General features: G+C 71.8%; 18 protein-coding genes. 16 read left to right on the top strand and 2 right to left on the bottom strand.

Annotated features, from left to right (window positions below; genetic code table 11):
• Positions 1-191: 191 nt before the first annotated feature.
• Entirely contained in the window at positions 192-641 is a 450-nt protein-coding gene (locus tag ADK67_RS49505; protein WP_053719962.1) for a ferritin-like domain-containing protein, read from the bottom strand.
• 32 nt (positions 642-673) lie between these two features.
• Positions 674-1,108: a hypothetical protein gene (locus tag ADK67_RS49500; protein ID WP_053719954.1), complete on the bottom strand. Its 435-nt coding sequence runs from the start codon at positions 1,106-1,108 to the stop codon at positions 674-676.
• A 318-nt stretch (positions 1,109-1,426) separates the two neighbouring features.
• Between ADK67_RS49500 and rimP the strand changes: the two genes are divergently transcribed.
• The 16 genes from rimP (at position 1,427) to ADK67_RS30230 (ending at position 17,546) form a co-directional block, all read left to right on the top strand.
• A complete protein-coding gene (rimP, locus tag ADK67_RS30300) occupies positions 1,427-1,969 on the top strand; it encodes a ribosome maturation factor RimP (RefSeq protein ID WP_053719953.1) in 543 nt (180 codons plus the stop codon).
• Entirely contained in the window at positions 1,966-2,988 is a 1,023-nt protein-coding gene (gene nusA, locus ADK67_RS30295; RefSeq protein WP_053719952.1) for a transcription termination factor NusA, read from the top strand. The genes rimP and nusA overlap by 4 nt, the downstream gene beginning before the upstream one ends.
• Positions 2,930-3,355 (top strand): YlxR family protein, encoded by a 426-nt coding sequence (locus ADK67_RS49495; protein ID WP_082404043.1) that lies wholly within the window; start codon positions 2,930-2,932, stop codon positions 3,353-3,355. Before nusA ends, ADK67_RS49495 begins: the two co-directional genes overlap by 59 nt.
• 88 nt (positions 3,356-3,443) lie before the next feature.
• On the top strand, positions 3,444-6,539 hold the full coding sequence (infB, locus tag ADK67_RS30290) for a translation initiation factor IF-2 (RefSeq protein WP_053719951.1): 3,096 nt from the start codon (positions 3,444-3,446) through the stop codon (positions 6,537-6,539).
• 72 nt (positions 6,540-6,611) lie between these two features.
• Entirely contained in the window at positions 6,612-6,908 is a 297-nt protein-coding gene (locus ADK67_RS30285) for a DUF503 domain-containing protein (protein WP_053719950.1), read from the top strand.
• Between the two features lie 49 nt (positions 6,909-6,957).
• Positions 6,958-7,407, top strand: coding sequence for a 30S ribosome-binding factor RbfA (rbfA, locus tag ADK67_RS30280; RefSeq protein ID WP_053719949.1), 450 nt, complete (start codon positions 6,958-6,960; stop codon positions 7,405-7,407).
• Between the two features lie 61 nt (positions 7,408-7,468).
• Positions 7,469-8,458 carry a DHH family phosphoesterase gene (locus ADK67_RS30275; protein ID WP_053719961.1) on the top strand — a complete coding sequence of 330 codons (990 nt, stop codon included), beginning with the start codon at positions 7,469-7,471 and terminating at the stop codon, positions 8,456-8,458.
• Positions 8,459-8,586: 128 nt separating this feature from the next.
• Positions 8,587-9,888 (top strand): MATE family efflux transporter, encoded by a 1,302-nt coding sequence (locus ADK67_RS30270; protein ID WP_053719948.1) that lies wholly within the window; start codon positions 8,587-8,589, stop codon positions 9,886-9,888.
• Positions 9,889-9,997: 109 nt separating this feature from the next.
• Positions 9,998-11,320 carry an MFS transporter gene (locus ADK67_RS30265; protein ID WP_053719947.1) on the top strand — a complete coding sequence of 441 codons (1,323 nt, stop codon included), beginning with the start codon at positions 9,998-10,000 and terminating at the stop codon, positions 11,318-11,320.
• A gap of 11 nt (positions 11,321-11,331) precedes the next feature.
• Positions 11,332-12,234: a tRNA pseudouridine(55) synthase TruB gene (truB, locus tag ADK67_RS30260; RefSeq protein ID WP_082404036.1), complete on the top strand. Its 903-nt coding sequence runs from the start codon at positions 11,332-11,334 to the stop codon at positions 12,232-12,234.
• Positions 12,235-12,251: 17 nt separating this feature from the next.
• Entirely contained in the window at positions 12,252-12,659 is a 408-nt protein-coding gene (locus ADK67_RS30255; RefSeq protein ID WP_157620938.1) for a hypothetical protein, read from the top strand.
• Between the two features lie 47 nt (positions 12,660-12,706).
• Positions 12,707-13,648 carry a bifunctional riboflavin kinase/FAD synthetase gene (locus ADK67_RS30250; protein WP_082404034.1) on the top strand — a complete coding sequence of 314 codons (942 nt, stop codon included), beginning with the start codon at positions 12,707-12,709 and terminating at the stop codon, positions 13,646-13,648.
• 91 nt (positions 13,649-13,739) lie between these two features.
• The gene (locus tag ADK67_RS30245; RefSeq protein WP_053719943.1) at positions 13,740-14,228 is read left to right on the top strand and encodes a helix-turn-helix domain-containing protein; all 489 of its coding nucleotides are present in this window, start codon (positions 13,740-13,742) and stop codon (positions 14,226-14,228) included.
• Positions 14,229-14,236: 8 nt separating this feature from the next.
• Positions 14,237-14,689 (top strand): 2'-5' RNA ligase family protein, encoded by a 453-nt coding sequence (locus ADK67_RS30240; RefSeq protein ID WP_053719942.1) that lies wholly within the window; start codon positions 14,237-14,239, stop codon positions 14,687-14,689.
• Between the two features lie 120 nt (positions 14,690-14,809).
• On the top strand, positions 14,810-15,079 hold the full coding sequence (gene rpsO / locus ADK67_RS30235; protein WP_053719941.1) for a 30S ribosomal protein S15: 270 nt from the start codon (positions 14,810-14,812) through the stop codon (positions 15,077-15,079).
• A gap of 223 nt (positions 15,080-15,302) precedes the next feature.
• Entirely contained in the window at positions 15,303-17,546 is a 2,244-nt protein-coding gene (locus ADK67_RS30230) for a polyribonucleotide nucleotidyltransferase (RefSeq protein WP_053719940.1), read from the top strand.
• Positions 17,547-17,581: the final 35 nt, after the last annotated feature.

Raw genomic sequence — 17,581 nt, 5'->3', positions numbered from 1 at the left:
CTTCCACTGTTAGCCGCCCCCTTGATACGTGTGGTAGCCCGGAGGGAGGTCGGTGGGATGACACGAAACCCGCACCACAACGGCCCCGGCGCTTAACCGGGCAGTTGGACTCATCCTGCTGATCTGCCCGTCCGGCGAGGACATGCTTTTAAGCTCTTAAATGAGGGAGCGGAGCTCTCTTACCCACAACCTCACCCAACCCCCGCCCCAGGGAACACGATCGACGTCGGCGTCAACCCCGCCACCTTGCGCCACCGCGTCGCCCGAACCGCCGACACCGTCAACGCGTCCAACGCCGACTTCCTCAACTCCCCATCCTCAGTCCGCTCCAACACCCCACGCCAAGCCATGCACGCATCCGTCTCCACCGTGACCAACGCCGCGATGGCCGACGCCGCGCTGTCGACCGGCTGAGGCGGCAGGTACGCCGCCGCCGGGGGAATGGGCGTGGCGCCGGCGTCACGCAACCACCGCTCCGTCACATCCCGCCGCGCCCGGTGGGCGTTCGCGCCATCCGCCACCGCCGCCGACTGCTGCGGCACCGCGATAAACGCGCTGACCAGCCCATACGTCCACACCGCCGCGTGCTCCGCCGCCAACGCCCCCTGCACCGCTTCCACACTGGCCGCCTGGACCCTCACCCCAGCCCGCCCCCTCACCCCAGCCTGCACCTTCACGACAACGCCTCCACCAAACTCGCGCACCCAGCCGCCACCGAGGCGACCAACCCCACCCGGTGCGACTCCACCGTCGCCACCAACTCACCCGCCTGCTTCTGCGCCGCCTGCAACGCCGGCACCAACGCCTCCCGCGTCGCCCCAACCGGCGGCACCACCGACGCCGAAGCAGACGCCGAGGCCGACGCAGACGCCCCCGGCACCCGCGGCGTCGCCCGATCCACCTCCGCCTGCAACCGCACCGCGTGCTCGGTCCGCGCCGCAGCCGTCTCGGGCGCACCGACAGCCGTCGCGAGCGCGGCATCCGCCCGCGCCACCTTCACCAACTCCGCCAGCGGGTCCGGCGGCGGCACCGGGGGAGGAGGTGTGGTGCACGCGACTGCCAACGGCGCCGTGGCCGCCGCCAACAGCACCGCGCGCCTGCCAACCACCGCACTCCCGCCAACCACCGCACTCGCGCCGACCGCCGTACGCCCAACCGCCGCACGCCCAACCGCCGCACGCCCAACCGCCGCACGCCCGACCGCCGCACGCCCGCCGACCACCACGCTCCCGCCCAACGCCGTTCTCCCGATCACGTGTTCCGATCCTGCCAGAGCCACCCACCCGCCCCACCGGTACGGCGCGATCGCCGCGTGGCACGTGGGAGCCCGCCGAACGAGATAGTCTGGGCGACCACGGCCGGCGAAGTGCAGCGTCGGCCGGGGTTGCCGTGCCCTCTGCACTCGAAGAGAACTTGGAGTCACCACGTGTCCAGCCCGCCGCGCGGAGAACTCGCCGCGCAGCTAGCACCCGTCGTGCGGGAAGCGGTCGAGGCGATCGGCTTCGACCTCGAACTGCTCGACGTGAACCAGGCTGGGCGTCGCAGGCTGGTCAAGGTGGTCGTGGACGGCGACGAGGGGATCGGGCTGGACGAGGTGGCGCAGGCCAGTCGCGCCGTGTCCGCCGCCCTCGACGCGCACGAGCACCTGATCGCCGGGCCGTACACGCTCGAGGTCACCTCGCCCGGCGCGGACCGCCCGCTCACCAAGCCTCGCCACTGGAAGCGCAGCCGGCTGCGCCTGGTGAAGGTCAAGCCGCAGGCGTTGGCGAAGGAGCCGGAACCGGTCGAGTTCTTCGGCCGGGTCGGCGACGCCGACGACACCGGCGTCGTGCTGCTGGTCAAGGGCGAGCTGCGCCGCGTCGAGTACAAGACGATCGAGCGCGCCGTCGTCGAAGTCGAGTTCAAGCAGCCGCCGGTCGAAGAGCTCGCGCTCCTCGAAGGCAAGCACCTGAAGGAGGAGTCGGAGTGAACGTCGACATCGCCGCTCTCAGGGCGATCGAACGGGACAAGGACATCCCCTTCGACACCGTTCTCGAAGCCATCGAGACGGCCCTGCTGACCGCTTACAAGCACACCGAGGGCCACCACTCGCACTCCCGCGTCGAGATCGACCGCAAGACCGGCGTGGTGCGGGTGCTCGCGCAGGAGCTGAACCCGGACGGCACCGTGGCCGAGGAGTGGGACGACACCCCGGAGGGGTTCGGCCGCATCGCCGCCACCACCGCGCGCCAGGTCATCCTCCAGCGCCTGCGCGACGCCGAGCACGAGCGCACGTTCGGCGAGTTCTCCGCCAAGGAGGGCGAGATCATCGCCGGTGTCGTGCAGCGCGACGCCCGCGCCAACGCCCGCGGCATGGTCGTCGTCCAGATAGGGGACACCGAGGGCGTGCTGCCGCCCGCCGAGCAGGTGCCCGGCGAGTCCTACGAGCACGGCTCGCGGCTCAAGTGCTACGTCGTGGGCGTGTCCCGCGGCTCGCGCGGTCCGCAGATCACGCTCTCGCGCACGCACCCGAACCTGGTGCGCAGGCTGTTCGCGCTCGAAGTGCCCGAGATCGCCGACGGCACCGTGGAGATCCCCGCGGTGGCACGTGAGGCAGGTCACCGTTCGAAGATCGCGGTCCGCACCACCGTCCCCGGCGTCAACGCCAAGGGCGCGTGCATCGGGCCGATGGGCGCCCGGGTGCGCAACGTCATGAGCGAGCTGGCCGGCGAGAAGATCGACATCATCGACCACTCCGACGACCCCGCGACGTTCGTCGGGAATGCCTTGTCACCGGCGAAGGTTGTGTCTGTGCGGGTGCTCGACGAGCGCGCCAAGACGGCACGGGTCGTGGTCCCGGACTTCCAGCTCTCCCTCGCCATCGGCAAGGAGGGTCAGAACGCCCGGTTGGCCGCCCGGCTCACCGGCTGGCGCATCGACATCCGCAGTGATGCGGAGGCCGGCGGGTCCGCTCCGGCGGGCGCATCGGCATCCGGTTCGGCTGAATAGGCAACAGGGGATAGACTTCTCAGTGGTTCAACGTCGGGGATCGGATCTCACGCACATCGGCCCGGTTCGTACGTGCATCGGATGCCGCGCTCGGACGTTGCCCTCCGAGCTGCTGCGCGTGGTGGTCGTGGACGGGACTGTGGTCCCGGACACACGTCGACGGTTGCCCGGTAGGGGAGCATGGCTGCACCCCGATCCGGACTGCCTCCGCAACGCCGAGAAGCGACGGGCGTTCCCCAGGGCCTTCAGGGTCCAGGGTCCGCTCGACGTGGAACGCGTGCGCGGTCATCTCGAGCAGTGTGGGCAGGAGGTCGCGGGATCGCCCCGTGACCAGCAGGAAGCAAGGAAGCAGGTCGACCCGTCATGAGTCAGCCGTGAAGCTGAAGACATGAACGCGCGACGTTAAGACGAGGTCGACGGGACTTGCCCGCCGGCCTCCCTCACAGAGGAGTGCAGTGGCAGGTAAGGCCCGCGTGCACGAGCTCGCCAAAGAGCTCGGAGTCACGAGTAAAGAACTACTCACGAAGCTCGCCGACCAGGGCGAGTACGTGAAGTCCGCGTCCAGCACCGTCGAGGCCCCGGTGGCCCGACGGCTCCGTGACGCCTACGCCAAGGGCGAGTCCAAGCCCAAGCCCGCAGGCGCCCGCCCGGCGCCGCCGAAGCCCGCGCCGACGAGCGCGGCCTCGGGCGAGACCAAGAGCGAGACGACTCCGCGCCCGCCGGCGACCGCCGGCAAGCCGGGTCCGCGTCCGGTGCCCGGTCCCAAGCCGATGGCGCCCAAGCCGGTGGCCAAACCCGCCGCTCCGGCGCCCGCGGCTCCGGCCGCACCCGCCGCGCAGCCCGAGGCCCCGGCCCCGGCCGCCGCCGCGGCTCCGACGCCCGTCCAGCCGCCGAAGCAGCAGCCGGCCGCCGCACCCGTGCAGCAGCCGCAGCAGCCCCAGGCGCCTCAGCAGGCGCCGCGGACCAGTGGCCCCGGCCCTCGTCCCGGCCCCCGTGCGCCGCAGCAGCAGCCCGCCGCGGCGCAGAACACCCCGTCCGTGGTCCCGCCGCGTCCGCAGGCTCCCAAGCCCGCCGGCCCGCGGCCCCCGCGTCCGGGCAACAACCCGTTCGGCGTGGGCGGTGGCGCTCCGGCGCCGCGTCCGCAGGCACCGCGCCCGGCCACGCCGGGTGGCGGCGAGCGTCCGGCCGGTCCCAAGCCCGGTGACTCGCGTCCGGCCGGCCCCCGTCCGGGTGGCTCCGGTGGCGGTCCCGGCGGTCCCCGGCCCAACCCCGGCAACATGCCGCCTCGGCCGAACCCGGGCATGATGCCCGGTCGTCCCGCGCCCCGCCCCGGTGGCGGCGGTGGCGGTGGCGGTCGTGGCCCCGGCGGTCCCGGTGGCGGCGGCGGTGGCCGCGGTCCTGGTGGCGGCGGCGGTCGTCCCGGTGGCGGCGGTGGCGCCGGTGGCGGCTTCCGTCCCGGTGGTGGCGGTGGCGGCGCCGGTGGCGGCTTCCGCCCTGGTGGCGGCGGTGGCGGCGGCGGTGGCTTCCGCCCCGGCGGCGGTGGCGGCGGTGGCGGTGGCGCACCGGCCGGTGGTGGCGGCGGTTTCCGCGGTCGTCCCGGTGGTGGCGGTCCCGGTGGACGCGGCGGCGCCGCGGGCGCCTTCGGCCGTCCCGGTGGTCCGGCGCGTCGTGGCCGCAAGTCGAAGCGCCAGAAGCGCCAGGAGTACATGGACAACATGCAGGCGCCGTCGGTCGGTGGCGTCCGCCTGCCCAAGGGCAACGGCGAGTCGATCCGCCTGCCGCGTGGCGCCTCGCTGACCGACTTCGCCGACAAGATCAACGCCAACCCGGCTTCGCTGGTGCAGGTGTTGTTCCACCTCGGTGAGATGGTCACCGCGACGCAGTCCGTCTCCGACGAGATCCTGGAGCTGCTCGGCTCCGAGATGAACTACAACGTGCAGGTCGTGTCCCCCGAGGAGGAGGACCGCGAGCTGCTGGAGACGTTCGACATCACCTACGGCGACGACGCCGGCGGCGAGGAGGACCTCCAGATCCGTCCGCCGGTCGTGACCGTCATGGGTCACGTCGACCACGGCAAGACGCGCCTGTTGGACACCATCCGCACCGCGAAGGTGGCCGAGGGCGAGGCGGGTGGCATCACCCAGCACATCGGCGCCTACCAGGTGAACACGGAGCTCGAGGGCAACGAGCGCCTGATCACGTTCATCGACACCCCGGGTCACGAGGCGTTCACCGCCATGCGTGCGCGTGGTGCGAACTCGACCGACATCGCGGTCATCGTGGTGGCGGCCGACGACGGCGTGATGCCGCAGACGGTGGAGGCGATCAACCACGCCCAGGCGGCCAACGCGCCGATCGTGGTCGCGGTGAACAAGATCGACAAGGAGGGGGCCAACCCCGCCAAGATCCGCCAGCAGCTCACCGAGTACGGGCTGGTCGCCGAGGAGTATGGCGGCGAGACCATGTTCGTCGACATCTCGGCGAAGCAGGGCATCAACATCGACGGCCTGCTGGAAGCGATCCTGCTGACCGCCGACGCGTCGCTCGACCTGCGGGCCAACCCGGAGATGGAGGCGCAGGGCGTCGCCATCGAGGCGCACCTGGACCGCGGTCGCGGTCCGGTGGCCACGGTGCTGGTGCAGCGCGGTTCGCTCCGCGTGGGTGACTCGATCGTGGCGGGCGCCGCCTACGGTCGCGTGCGCCGGATGGTCGACGAGCACGGCGCGGACGTCACGGTGGCGACGCCGTCGCGTCCGGTGCAGGTCATCGGCCTCACCTCGGTGCCCGGCGCGGGCGACACGTTCCTCGTGGTCGAGGAGGACCGGGTGGCCCGGCAGATCGCCGAGCGCCGCCAGGCCCGCAACCGCAACGCGATGAACGCCGCGAAGCGCAAGCGCGTCAGCCTGGAGGACCTGGACGCCGCGCTGAAGGAGACCAGCGCCCTCACCTTGATCATCAAGGGTGACAACTCGGGTACCGTCGAGGCCCTCGAGGACGCGCTCATGAAGATCGAGGTCGGCGACGACGTCGAGCTGCGGGTCATCCACCGCGGTGTCGGTGGCATCACCGAAGGCGACATCAACCTCGCCGTCGCGGGTAACGCCATCGTCCTGGGCTTCAACGTCCGGGCCGAGGGCAAGGCCACCGAACTCGCGAACCGCGAGGGCGTGGACGTCCGCTACTACACGGTGATCTACCAGGCGATCGACGAGATCGAGCAGGCCCTGAAGGGCATGCTCAAGCCGGAGTACGAAGAGGTCCAGCTGGGCCGCGCGGAGGTCCGCGAGGTCTTCAAGTCCTCCAAGGTCGGCACGATCGCGGGTTGCCTCGTGATGTCGGGCGAGATCCGGCGCAACGCCCGGGCCCGCCTGCTGCGCGACAACAACGTCGTGCAGGAGAACCTGCCGATCAGCTCGCTGCGCCGGTTCAAGGACGACGCGACCGAGGTCCGCGAGGGCTTCGAGTGCGGTCTGACGCTCGGCAACTACAGCGACCTGAAGGTCGGCGACATCATCGAGACGTTCGAGATGCGCGAGAAGCCGCGCGCCTGATCGTCTTCATCCAGGTGCGGGGCCGTCGTGACCGGCGGCCCCGCACCTCTGGACATCCCCTGGTGATCATCTGTGTACGTCGGTGCCCTTGAGTTGGACGTGCTGCTCGGCGACGTGCACTCGTTGAAGCAGAAGCGGTCCGTGGTCAAGCCCATCGTGGCCGAGCTGCGCCGCAGGTTCGAGGTGTCGGTCGCCGAGGCGGGCCACCTGGACCTGCACCGGCGTGCCCTGATCGGAGTGGCGGCCGTCGCCGCCGACGCCGAGCATGTGAGGGACGTGATGGCCGCCTGCGAGCGGCTGGTGGCCGGACGGCCCGAATTGGAACTTCTCTCCGCCCGCCACAGGTTGGTCGGGCCGGAGGACGACTAGCAGGCGTCGCCGAGCAGGCGACGAATCGCAACGACAGGAGGGGAGCGCCGTGGCCGACCAGGCACGGGCTCGCAAGCTGGCCAAGCGGATCTCGCAGATCGTGGCTTCCGCGTTGGAGCACGAGGTGAAGGACCCGCGGCTGGCCCGCGTCACCATCACGGACACGAGGGTGACCGGCGACCTGCACGACGCGACGATCTACTACACCGTGCTCGGCGAGAAGCTGGACTCCGAGCCGGACCTCGCGGGTGCCGCGGCGGCGCTGGAGAAGGCCAAGGGCGTGCTGCGCACCATGGTCGGCCAGCAGACCGGTGTCCGGTTCACGCCGACCCTGTCGTTCGTCACCGACACCGTGCCCGCCGAGGCGCGTCGGATGGACGAGCTGCTGGCCAAGGCGCGGGAGCTGGACGCCGAGGTGGCGCGCATCGCGCACGGCGCCGAGCCCGCGGGCGAGCCCGACCCGTACAAGCCTCCGCGCGAGGCCGAGGACGCCGACTAGCGTTCTCGCCGTGCACAACGATCCGAGCTTGAACGACCCGAGCGCGTCCGACGGCCTCCGCGTGTCCGACGACCTGAGCGCGGGCCTCGCCGAGGCCGCTCGTGTCCTGTCCGCCGCCACCGACGTGACGCTGCTGGCGCACGTGAACCCCGACGCGGACGCGTTGGGCAGCGCGTTGGCGCTGGGCCTGGCCCTGCACCGCCGCGGGGTGGCCGTCCGGGTGTCGTTCGGCGCGCCGGACGAGGTGCCGGAGACGTTGCGGGGGCTGGACGTGGCGGGGCTGCTGGTGCCCGCTTCGGAGGTGCCCGCCGCGCCGCCCGTGCTGGTCGCGTTGGACACGGGCAGTGTCGGGCGGCTCGGACCGTTGGCCGATCGGGTGTCCACCGCCGGTGTGGTGGTGGTGCTGGACCACCACGTGTCGAACCCCGGGTTCGGGCACGTGAACGTGGTGGACGACCGGGCCGAGGCGACCGCGCTCGTGGTGCTGCGGCTGCTGGACGAGCTGGGCGTGGAGCTGGACGAACCGGTGGCCCGGTGCGTCTACGCGGGTCTGGTGACGGACACGCGGTCGTTCCGGCACGCGTCGGCGACGACGCACGAGGTGGCGGCCCGGCTGCTCGCGGCCGGGGTGGACGCCGAGGCCGTGGCCCGGCCGCTGATGGACTCTCACCCGTTCGGGTACCTGGGGATGTTGGCGAAGGTGCTGAGCCGGGCGCGCCTGGAGCGTGACGCCGCGGGCGGGCTGGGGTTCGTGCACGCCGTCGTGACGTTGGAGGACGCCGCCGGGCTGCGGCCCGAGGAGGTCGAGAGCGTGGTCGACCTGGTGCGCACCACGGCCGAGGCCGAGGTGGCGGCGGTGCTGAAGGAGCTGCGGCCGTCGTCGTGGTCGGTGTCGTTGCGCGCGGTGAGCGCGGTGGACGTGCGCGAGGTGGCGCAGCTGCTCGGCGGTGGCGGCCACCGGCTGGCCGCGGGTTTCACCGCCTCCGGCCCGGCCGACGAGGTGCTGGCGAACCTGCGTGCCGCCCTGGAGACGGTGACCACGACGTCCTGAGCGTTGAATTCAGGTGTTCTGAACGTAGGACACGCGCGTTCTGAACGTAGGACTCGCGCGACGCGAACGTAGGACTCGCGCGAGAGTCCTACGTTCGGCGTGCGTGTGTCGTGCATTGAGGGGATCGGGTGGAGGAGCGGGTTCCGGCGCGGCGGGTGGTCGGGTTGGCCGCGCCCGCGCTGGTGGTGTTGGCGGCCGAGCCGCTGTACGTGCTGGTGGACACGGCGGTCGTGGGGCACCTCGGCGCACTGCCGCTGGCCGGGCTCGCGGTGGGCGGCGTGCTGTTCACGCAGGTCGCGACCCAGTTGACGTTCCTCTCCTACGGCACGACGGCGCGCACCGCACGGCTGTTCGGCGCGGGACGGCGGCCCGAAGCGGTCGAGGAGGGCGTGCAGGCGACGTGGCTCGCGCTGGCCGTCGGCGCGGTGGTGATCCTGCTCGGGCAGCTGCTGGCCGGTCCCGCCGCACGCCTGCTCGGCGGTGGCGGCGAGGTCGCGGACAACGCCGTCGCGTGGCTGCGGATCGCGTTGTTCGGCGCACCGTTCGTGCTGGTCACGATGGCCGGCAACGGCTGGATGCGCGGCGTGCAGGACACCCGCCGCCCGCTGCGGTACGTGCTGGTCGGCAACGGCATCTCGGCCGTGCTGTGTCCGGTCCTGGTGCACGGCGCGGGCTGGGGCCTGGAGGGCTCGGCCATCGCGAACGTGGTCGCGCAGGCGCTCTCCGCCGGGCTGTTCTTCCGGGCGCTGCGCTCGGAACGGGTGAGCCTGCGGCCCGACCGGCGCCGCATGCGGGCCCAACTGGGCCTCGGCCGGGACCTGGTGCTGCGCAGCCTCGCGTTCCAGGCGTGCTTCCTGTCCGCCGCGGCGGTGGCCGCGCGCACGTCGGTCGGCGCGGTCGGCGCGCACCAGGTCGTGCTGCAGCTGTGGACGTTCCTCGCGCTCGTGCTGGACTCGTTGGCGATCGCCGCGCAGTCGATCGTCGGCGCGGCGCTCGGCGCGGAACGCCGTGAGCAGGCCCGCCGGTTCGCCTGGCAGGTGACCGGGTACGGGCTGTGGTTCGGCGTGCTGCTCGGCGTCGTGTTCGCGGCGCTGTCCGGCCCGCTGCCGATGGTGTTCACCAGCGACCGGGCCGTGCTGGACGAGATACCGCACGCCTGGTGGTTCTTCGTGGCCCTGCAGCCGATCGCCGGGGTGGTGTTCGCGCTGGACGGCGTGCTGCTCGGGGCGGGCGACGCGGCGTTCCTGCGGACCGCGACGCTGGCCTCGGCGGCGCTGGGCTTCCTGCCGCTGGTGTGGGCGTCCCACGCGTTCGGCTGGGGCTTGATCGGGATCTGGAGCGGCCTGTCGGCGTTCATGGCACTGCGGCTGGCGCTCGTGCTGATCCGAACGAAATCGGGGAAGTGGGCGCGCGTCGGCACTACGTGGTGAGCCGGTGACCAGGCGTGATGTGGTGTTCGGCACCCTCAGGAATCGTTAACAGTAGGCAACTGTTTCTCGATACTGGGAGTGCCGCCGCAGAAGCCCTAGGAGATCCGCCTTGCCGGTCGATCGTGCCACGAAACAAGCGTGGCTGATCTGGTCAACCGCCGTCCTCGTCTACATGGCCGCCCTGTTCCACCGGACCTCCCTCGGCGTCGCCGGCCTGGAGGCGAGCGAGCGCTTCGCCGTCGGACCCGCCGCGCTCGGCACGTTCACCGTCCTGCAGATCGGCCTCTACGCGCTGATGCAGATCCCCACCGGCCTGCTGGTGGACCGCTTCGGCCCGCGCCGCGTGCTGACCGCCGCCGCCCTGCTCATGGGCGTCGGCCAGACCCTGTTCGCGATCGCCGAGTCCTACCCGGTCGGCCTGGCCGCCCGCGCGGTGCTCGGCGTCGGCGACGCCGTGACGTGGGTCAGCGTGCTGCGCCTGGCCGCCGCCCACTTCCCGCCACGCCGGTTCACCCTGGTCATGACCCTGTCCGCGGCGCTGGGCGGCGCGGGCAACCTGGTCGCCACCGTGCCGCTGACCCTGCTGCTGGACGGCGCGGGCTGGACGGTGACGTTCCTGGCCGCCGGCCTCGCCACGGCGTCGTACGCGGCGGTGGTCGCGTGGCGCGTGCGCGAGGTGCCGCACGGCGTGCCGCAGCCGGTGGTCGAGCCGGTGCCGTTGCGCGCGGTGGGCGCGAAGGTGAAGGAGGCGTGGCGCGAGCCGAGCACCCGGCTCGGGTTCTGGGTGCACTTCGCGTCGATGTCCGCGCCCGCGGTGCTCGGCCTGCTGTGGGGCTTCCCGTACCTGGTCGAGGCGCAGGGCCTGTCGCGGCCGACGGCGTCGGCGGTGCTGAGCACGCTGGTGCTGGTGGGGATCGTGACCGGGCCCGTGATGGGCACGGTGATCGGCAGCAGGCCGGAGTGGCGGATGCCGATCGTCGGCACCTACCTGGCCGCGGCCGTGCTGTCCTGGGCGGTGCTGCTCGGCTGGCCGGGCGGCGTGCTGCCGACGCCGGCGCTGTACCTGCTGTTCGCCGTGCTGGCGGTGGGCGGCCCCGTCTCCGGCGTGGCGTTCGCGTTGGTGCGCGACTACAACCCGATGCACCGGGTGAGCACGGCGACCGGCGTGGCCAACGTCGGCGGGTTCGCCGCGATCACGTTCACCGCCCTGGCCGTCGGCGTGCTGCTGGACGTGGTCGAGCCCGCGCTCTCCGCGCCGCAGGCGTACCGGATCGCGTTCCTGTCCGTGGTGGCGGTGCTGGTGGTGGGCTTGTGGCGCACGGTGGTGTGGTGGCGCCGGGCGCGGGCCGCGGTGTTCGCCGCCGAGGACCGCGGCGAGTCCGTGCCCGTGCAGTTGCGCCGCCGTCGGTGGGACGTGCTCGTCGAGGCCTAGGATCCTCGTCCGTGTCCGCATCTTCTCGTCCTCCTGTCCCGCCCGGCCTCGTCGTCATCGACAAGCCCGACGGCATGACCTCCCACGACGTGGTGGCGAAGGTCCGCCGCATCCTCGGCACCCGCAAGGTCGGGCACGCGGGCACGCTCGACCCGATGGCGACCGGCGTGCTCGTGCTCGGCATCGAGCGGGCCACCAAGCTGCTCGGCCACCTGGCGCTGGACAGCAAGGCGTACCTGTCGACGATCCGCCTCGGCTCGTCCACCACGACCGACGACGCCGAGGGCGAGGTGCTGTCCACGGCCGACGCGTCCGAAGTGGACGAGGACGCGATCCGGGCCGGTGTGGCGAAGCTGACCGGCGCGATCGACCAGGTGCCCAGCGCGGTGAGCGCGGTGAAGATCGACGGCAAGCGCGCCTACGCGCGGGTCCGCGCCGGCGAGGCCGTGGAGATCCCGGCCCGCCCGGTGACCGTGCACCGCTTCGACGTGCTGTCGATCCGCCGCGAGGGCGAGGGCGTCACCGAGCTGGACGTGATGGTGGAGTGCTCGTCCGGGACCTACGTGCGCGCGCTGGCCCGTGACCTCGGCGCGGACCTCGGCGTCGGCGGCCACCTGGCGGCCCTGCGCCGCACCCGCGTCGGCCCGTTCGACCTGCGCGTGGCCAAGACGCTGGAGCAGTTGGAGAGCGCGCCGGGCCTGTCCCTGGACCTGGACGCCGCCGTGTCCACCGCCTTCCCCCGCCGTGAGATCGCGCCGCGCGAGGCGGTGGCCCTCTCGCACGGCCAGCGCCTGGCCGCCGGCGGGCTGGACGGCACGTACGGCGTTTTCGGCCCGGACGGGCACGTGGTGGCGCTGGCGAAGGACGAGGGACCGATCGCCAAACCGTTGGTGGTACTCACGCCGATCGGATAGGGCTTACCGTGGAAGGCATGTCGAGATGGGTGTGGCCGGCCGCGGCCGGTGTGGTGACGTCGGCCACGGGGGTGGCGATCAACCTCGCCACCGACGGCCGCGCGAACCCGTGGGCGTGGGTGACGGTCGTGCTGCTCACCGCGTTGGGCGTGGTCATCGCCCTGCGCGTGCAGTCATCGCCCCCACCGCAGACCGGACCGGCCGCCGCCGAGCCGACCGCTGCCGAACCGGCCGCCGAGCCCGAGCCGCGGGCGCCCGTGACGAACGTGCACAACAGCATCAGCGGCACCGTGACCGGTGGTGTGGTGCAGGCGGGCAACCTCGGCTCGGTCACGGTCAACTCGCCGACCACCGTCAACCAGACCGCCGTGGCGCGCGACGGCGGCACCGTCTACCAGGCCGGCCGCGACGTCCGTCACGACTAGCCCGACCTCGGACGGCACGCCGCGGTCGACCCCCTAGGCTTGCCCGCGTGCAACGCTGGAGAGGGCTCGACCACCTGCCGGGCGGCTGGGGCCGCTGCGTGGTGACCATCGGCGTGTTCGACGGTGTCCACCGCGGGCACCAGGCGCTCATCGCCCGCGCGGTCGGGTTGGCCGCGGACAGGGGCGTGCCGAGCGTCCTGATCACGTTCGACCCGCACCCGTCCGAAGTCGTCCGGCCGGGCAGCCACCCGGCCCAGCTGACCAGCCTGCGGCGGCGTGCCGAACTGGTCGAGGGCCTGGGCGTCGACGTGTTCTGCGTGATCCCGTTCACCGCCGAGGTGGCGCGCACGCCCGCGGACGAGTTCGCGCACGAGGTGCTGGTGGACCGGCTGCACGTGGCGGCCGTGGTGGTGGGGGAGAACTTCACGTTCGGCCACAAGGCGGCGGGCAACGTGGAGTTGCTGCGCGCGCTGGGCAAGCGGTTCGGTTTCGTGACCGAGGGGGCGGATCTGGTGACCGACGACGGCGTCACGTACTCGTCGACCTACATCCGGGCGTGCATCGACGCGGGCGACGTGGCCGCCGCGGCGCAGGCGCTCGGCCGGCCGCACCGGCTGGAGGGCATCGTGGTGCGCGGCGACGGCCGCGGCAAGGAACTCGGCTTCCCCACGGCGAACCTGTCGACCACGCGGTTCGCCGCCGTGCCCGCGGACGGCGTGTACGCGTGCTGGTTCGTGCACGGCTCGGGCCGCCGCCTCAAGGCCGCGGTGAGCGTGGGCACCAACCCGACGTTCTCCGGCCGGGAACGGCGGGTGGAGGCGTTCGTGCTCGACGTGGACGAGGACTTCTACGGCCAGCGGGTGGCGCTGGACTTCGTGGACCGGCTGCGGGACATGGAGAAGTTCGACAGCGTCGAGTCGCTGCTGGAGCAGATGCACCGCGACGTGGCCACGACGCGTGACCTCCTGCCCGGTCCCGGTGACGCCTGACCGGTTGAACCAGGTGGGTGGAACCGGCCGTGTGACACGTGACGACCTGGCAAGATGCCTGTCACGTCCGTCGGTCAGGGGAGAGGCGAAGGTGGAGGACCACAAGATCGTCCAGCGCAATCTCGCGTTGCAGCGGGAGTGGTACGGGGAACCCTTGGGCGACCGGGTGCGCCGGCTCGTGGTCGCGTTCAGCGTTTCCCAGGCCCAGCTCGCGGACGTGCTCGGCATCAGCGCGCCGATGTTGAGCCAGGTCATGAGCGGACGGCGGGCCAAGATCGGCAACCCGTCCGTGCTGGCCCGGATGATCATGCTGGAGCGCAAGGTCCTCACCCCCGACGTGGCGTCCGGTTCGCCCGACGCGTTGCAGCGCGCGCTGGAGGACGTCCGCCAGTCGAAGCCGACCGTGAGCCGCGACTCACTGCCGGTGAACGGCAGCGGCGACGACGAGACCGTGGTGTTCCCGTTCCTGCGTCGCCTGGCCGACCGCCGCGAGCTGTCGCAGGCCGCCGACGTGCTGGGCGACGACTTCCCGGCCCTGGCGGAGCTGCTGCGCCGCGCGGGCAAGGTCCGCGACGCCTGACCCACCCCGTGAGCCTCTTCTCCGCCATCTTCCCGCCCGACGACGTCGTCGAAGAGCTGCACGACGCCCTCCGCCCGTTCCGCGCGGCGTACCCCCGGCTGCGCTGGCAGCACCCCGCCCGCTGGCACGTCACCGTCCGGTTCTTCGGCGAGGCCGAGCCCGCCGGGCAGCTCGCCGGCCTGGACCGCGTGACCGCGCCCGTGCTGCGGCTGCGCGGCAGCGGCACGTTCCGCCAGGTGCTGTGGATCGGCGTGGACGGCGCGCTGGCCGAGCTGGGCGAGGCGGCCGACGTGCCACCGGACTGGCGGCCGCACGTCACCGTGGCCCGCGGCGCCGTGCTGCCGCACGTGGAGTTCACCGGTCGTGAGTGGACGGCCACCGAAGTGGCCCTGGTGCGCAGCCGCCCGGCCGAGGGCTACACGGTGCTCGAGCGAGTGCCCTTGAGCACGTCAAACGCGTAGCGCGTCGGCACTGCTGGTAACCTCGACATTTGGGTCTGGCTGCGGTCCGTGGCGGCCAGTACCGACTACCCCGCTCACCGGGGCCGCACGGCACTCACCAGTACAAGGAGTAACACGCACGTGGCACTGACCACCGAGCAGAAGAAGACCATCCTCACCGAGTACGGCGTCCACGACACGGACACGGGTTCGGCCGAGGCCCAGGTCGCGCTGCTGAGCAAGCGCATCGCCGACCTGACGGAGCACCTGAAGAAGCACAAGCACGACCACCACTCGCGTCGTGGCCTGCTCCTGCTGGTCGGCCGCCGCCGGCGGCTGCTGAACTACCTCCAGAAGGTGGACATCCAGCGCTACCGCGCCCTCATCGGGCGGCTCGGCCTGCGCAGGTGAGACCTGCCGAGGGGGAGTGACCACCAAGGTCACTCCCCCTCGGTGCAATTCGACAACAAAGACGAGGGAAGCACGCGCGGCGCCCGGGACGACAGTTCGCCGGTCCTCGGTAGTGGCCCCCTGGTAGAGGAAACCCAGGGGACTTCGATCGAAGACCGGCCTCGTCCGAACCGCGATCCCGCGCCCTGAGCGCGCTGTGACCCGCATGACGAGGAGTACCCATATGACGGACATCGAGGTCCACGAGACTTCAGCTGTGATCGACAACGGTCGGTTCGGCACGCGCACCATCCGCTTCGAAACCGGTCGCCTGGCCCGCCAGGCGGCGGGCTCGGTCGTCGCCTACCTGGACGACGAGACGATGCTGCTGTCGGCGACGACGGCGTCGAAGCACCCCAAGGAGCACTTCGACTTCTTCCCCCTCACGGTGGACGTCGAGGAGCGCATGTACGCGGCAGGCCGGATCCCCGGCTCGTTCTTCCGCCGCGAAGGCCGCCCGTCGACCGACGCGATCCTGACCTGTCGCCTCATCGACCGGCCGCTGCGCCCGTCCTTCGTGGACGGTCTGCGCAACGAGATCCAGGTCGTCATCACGGTGATGAGCCTGAACCCGGCCGACCTGTACGACGTCGTGGCGATCAACGCCGCGTCGGCGTCCACGCAGCTCGCGGGTCTGCCGTTCTCGGGCCCCATCGGTGGCGTCCGGGTGGCGCTGATCGAGGGCCAGTGGGTGGCGTTCCCGACCCACGAGCAGCTGGAGAAGGCCGTGTTCGACATGGTCGTCGCCGGCCGCGTCGTCGGTGACGACGTCGCGATCATGATGGTCGAGGCCGAGGCCACCGACAACGTCATCGACCTGATCGGCGAGGGCGCGCAGGCGCCGACCGAAGAGGTCGTGGCCGCCGGTCTCGAGGCGTCCAAGCCGTTCATCAAGGCGCTGTGCGACGCGCAGGCCCAGCTGGCGCAGGTCGCGGCGAAGGCCACCGGCGAGTTCCCGACCTACCCGGCCTACCAGCCCGACGCCTTCGAGGCCGTCGAGCAGGCCGGTTCCGGCGAGCTGTCGCAGGCGATGACCATCGCCGGCAAGCAGGAGCGCGAGTCCCGCATCGACGAGATCAAGGCGTCGGTGCTGGAGAAGCTGGCCGAGCAGTTCGAGGGTCGCGAGAAGGAGGTCGGCGCGGCGTTCCGCTCGCTGACCAAGAAGCTCGTGCGCCAGCGCATCCTGCGCGACAAGGTGCGCATCGACGGCCGCGGCCTCACCGAGATCCGGTCGCTGTCGGCCGAGGTCGAGCTGATCCCGCGGGCGCACGGCTCGGCGCTGTTCGAGCGCGGCGAGACCCAGATCCTGGGTGTCACCACGCTGAACATGCTGCGCATGGAGCAGCAGATCGACTCGCTGGCCCCGGAGACGCACAAGCGCTACCTGCACCACTACAACTTCCCGCCGTTCTCCACCGGTGAGACCGGTCGCGTGGGTTCGCCCAAGCGCCGCGAGATCGGCCACGGCGCGCTGGCCGAGCGGGCGCTGATGCCCGTGCTGCCCAAGCGCGAGGAGTTCCCCTACGCGATCCGCCAGGTCTCCGAGGCGTTGAGCTCCAACGGCTCGACGTCCATGGGCTCGGTCTGCGCGTCCACGATGTCGCTGCTCAACGCCGGCGTGCCGCTGAAGGCGCCGGTCTCGGGCATCGCCATGGGCCTGGTGTCCGACGAGGTCGACGGCAAGACGGAGTACGTCGCGCTGACCGACATCCTCGGCGCCGAGGACGCGTTCGGCGACATGGACTTCAAGGTCGCCGGCACCAAGGAGTTCGTCACCGCGCTGCAGCTGGACACCAAGCTGGACGGCATCCCGTCCGAGGTGCTCGGCGCGGCTCTCGGCCAGGCCCGCGACGCGCGCCTGACCATCCTGGAGGTCATGGCCGAGGCCATCGACAGCCCGGACGAGATGAGCCCGTTCGCGCCGCGCGTGACGTCGGTCAAGATCCCGACCGACAAGATCGGCGAGGTCATCGGCCCGAAGGGCAAGATGATCAACTCGATCACCGAGCAGACCGGCGCCGACATCTCCATCGAGGACGACGGCACGATCTACGTCGGCGCGGCGGACGGCCCGTCCGCCGAGGCCGCGATCGGCATGATCAACGCGATCGCGAACCCGCAGCTGCCGAAGGTGGGCGAGCGCTTCCTGGGCACCGTGGTGAAGACCGCGGCGTTCGGCGCGTTCGTGTCCCTGCTCCCGGGCAAGGACGGCCTGATCCACATCTCCAAGCTGGGCAACGGCAAGCGCATCAACAAGGTCGAGGACGTCGTCAACGTCGGCGACAAGCTCCGCGTCGAGATCGCGGACATCGACCAGCGCGGCAAGATCAGCCTGGTGCTGGTGAACGAGGACGCGGACGCGGCCCCGGCCGCCGACAACCCCGCCACGGACGCCGCACCCGCCGAGGCCGAGGCCAACGCGCAGTGACGACGAGCGTCAACGGGACGGCCGCGAGTGCTTCT

The organism is Saccharothrix sp. NRRL B-16348 (genome assembly GCF_001280085.1).
In the GTDB taxonomy this organism is placed as follows: domain Bacteria; phylum Actinomycetota; class Actinomycetes; order Mycobacteriales; family Pseudonocardiaceae; genus Actinosynnema.
This window is presented reverse-complemented; position numbering and strand designations above follow the sequence as displayed.

Bases quoted from the DNA above. Each gene is read 5' to 3' on its own strand.
- ADK67_RS30255 (WP_157620938.1), top strand. From the start codon at position 12,252: ATGTCGAGATGGGTGTGGCCGGCCGCGGCCGGTGTGGTGACGTCGGCC.
- ADK67_RS30230 (WP_053719940.1), top strand. From the start codon at position 15,303: ATGACGGACATCGAGGTCCACGAGACTTCAGCTGTGATCGACAACGGT.
- ADK67_RS49495 (WP_082404043.1), top strand. From the start codon at position 2,930: ATGCGGAGGCCGGCGGGTCCGCTCCGGCGGGCGCATCGGCATCCGGTT.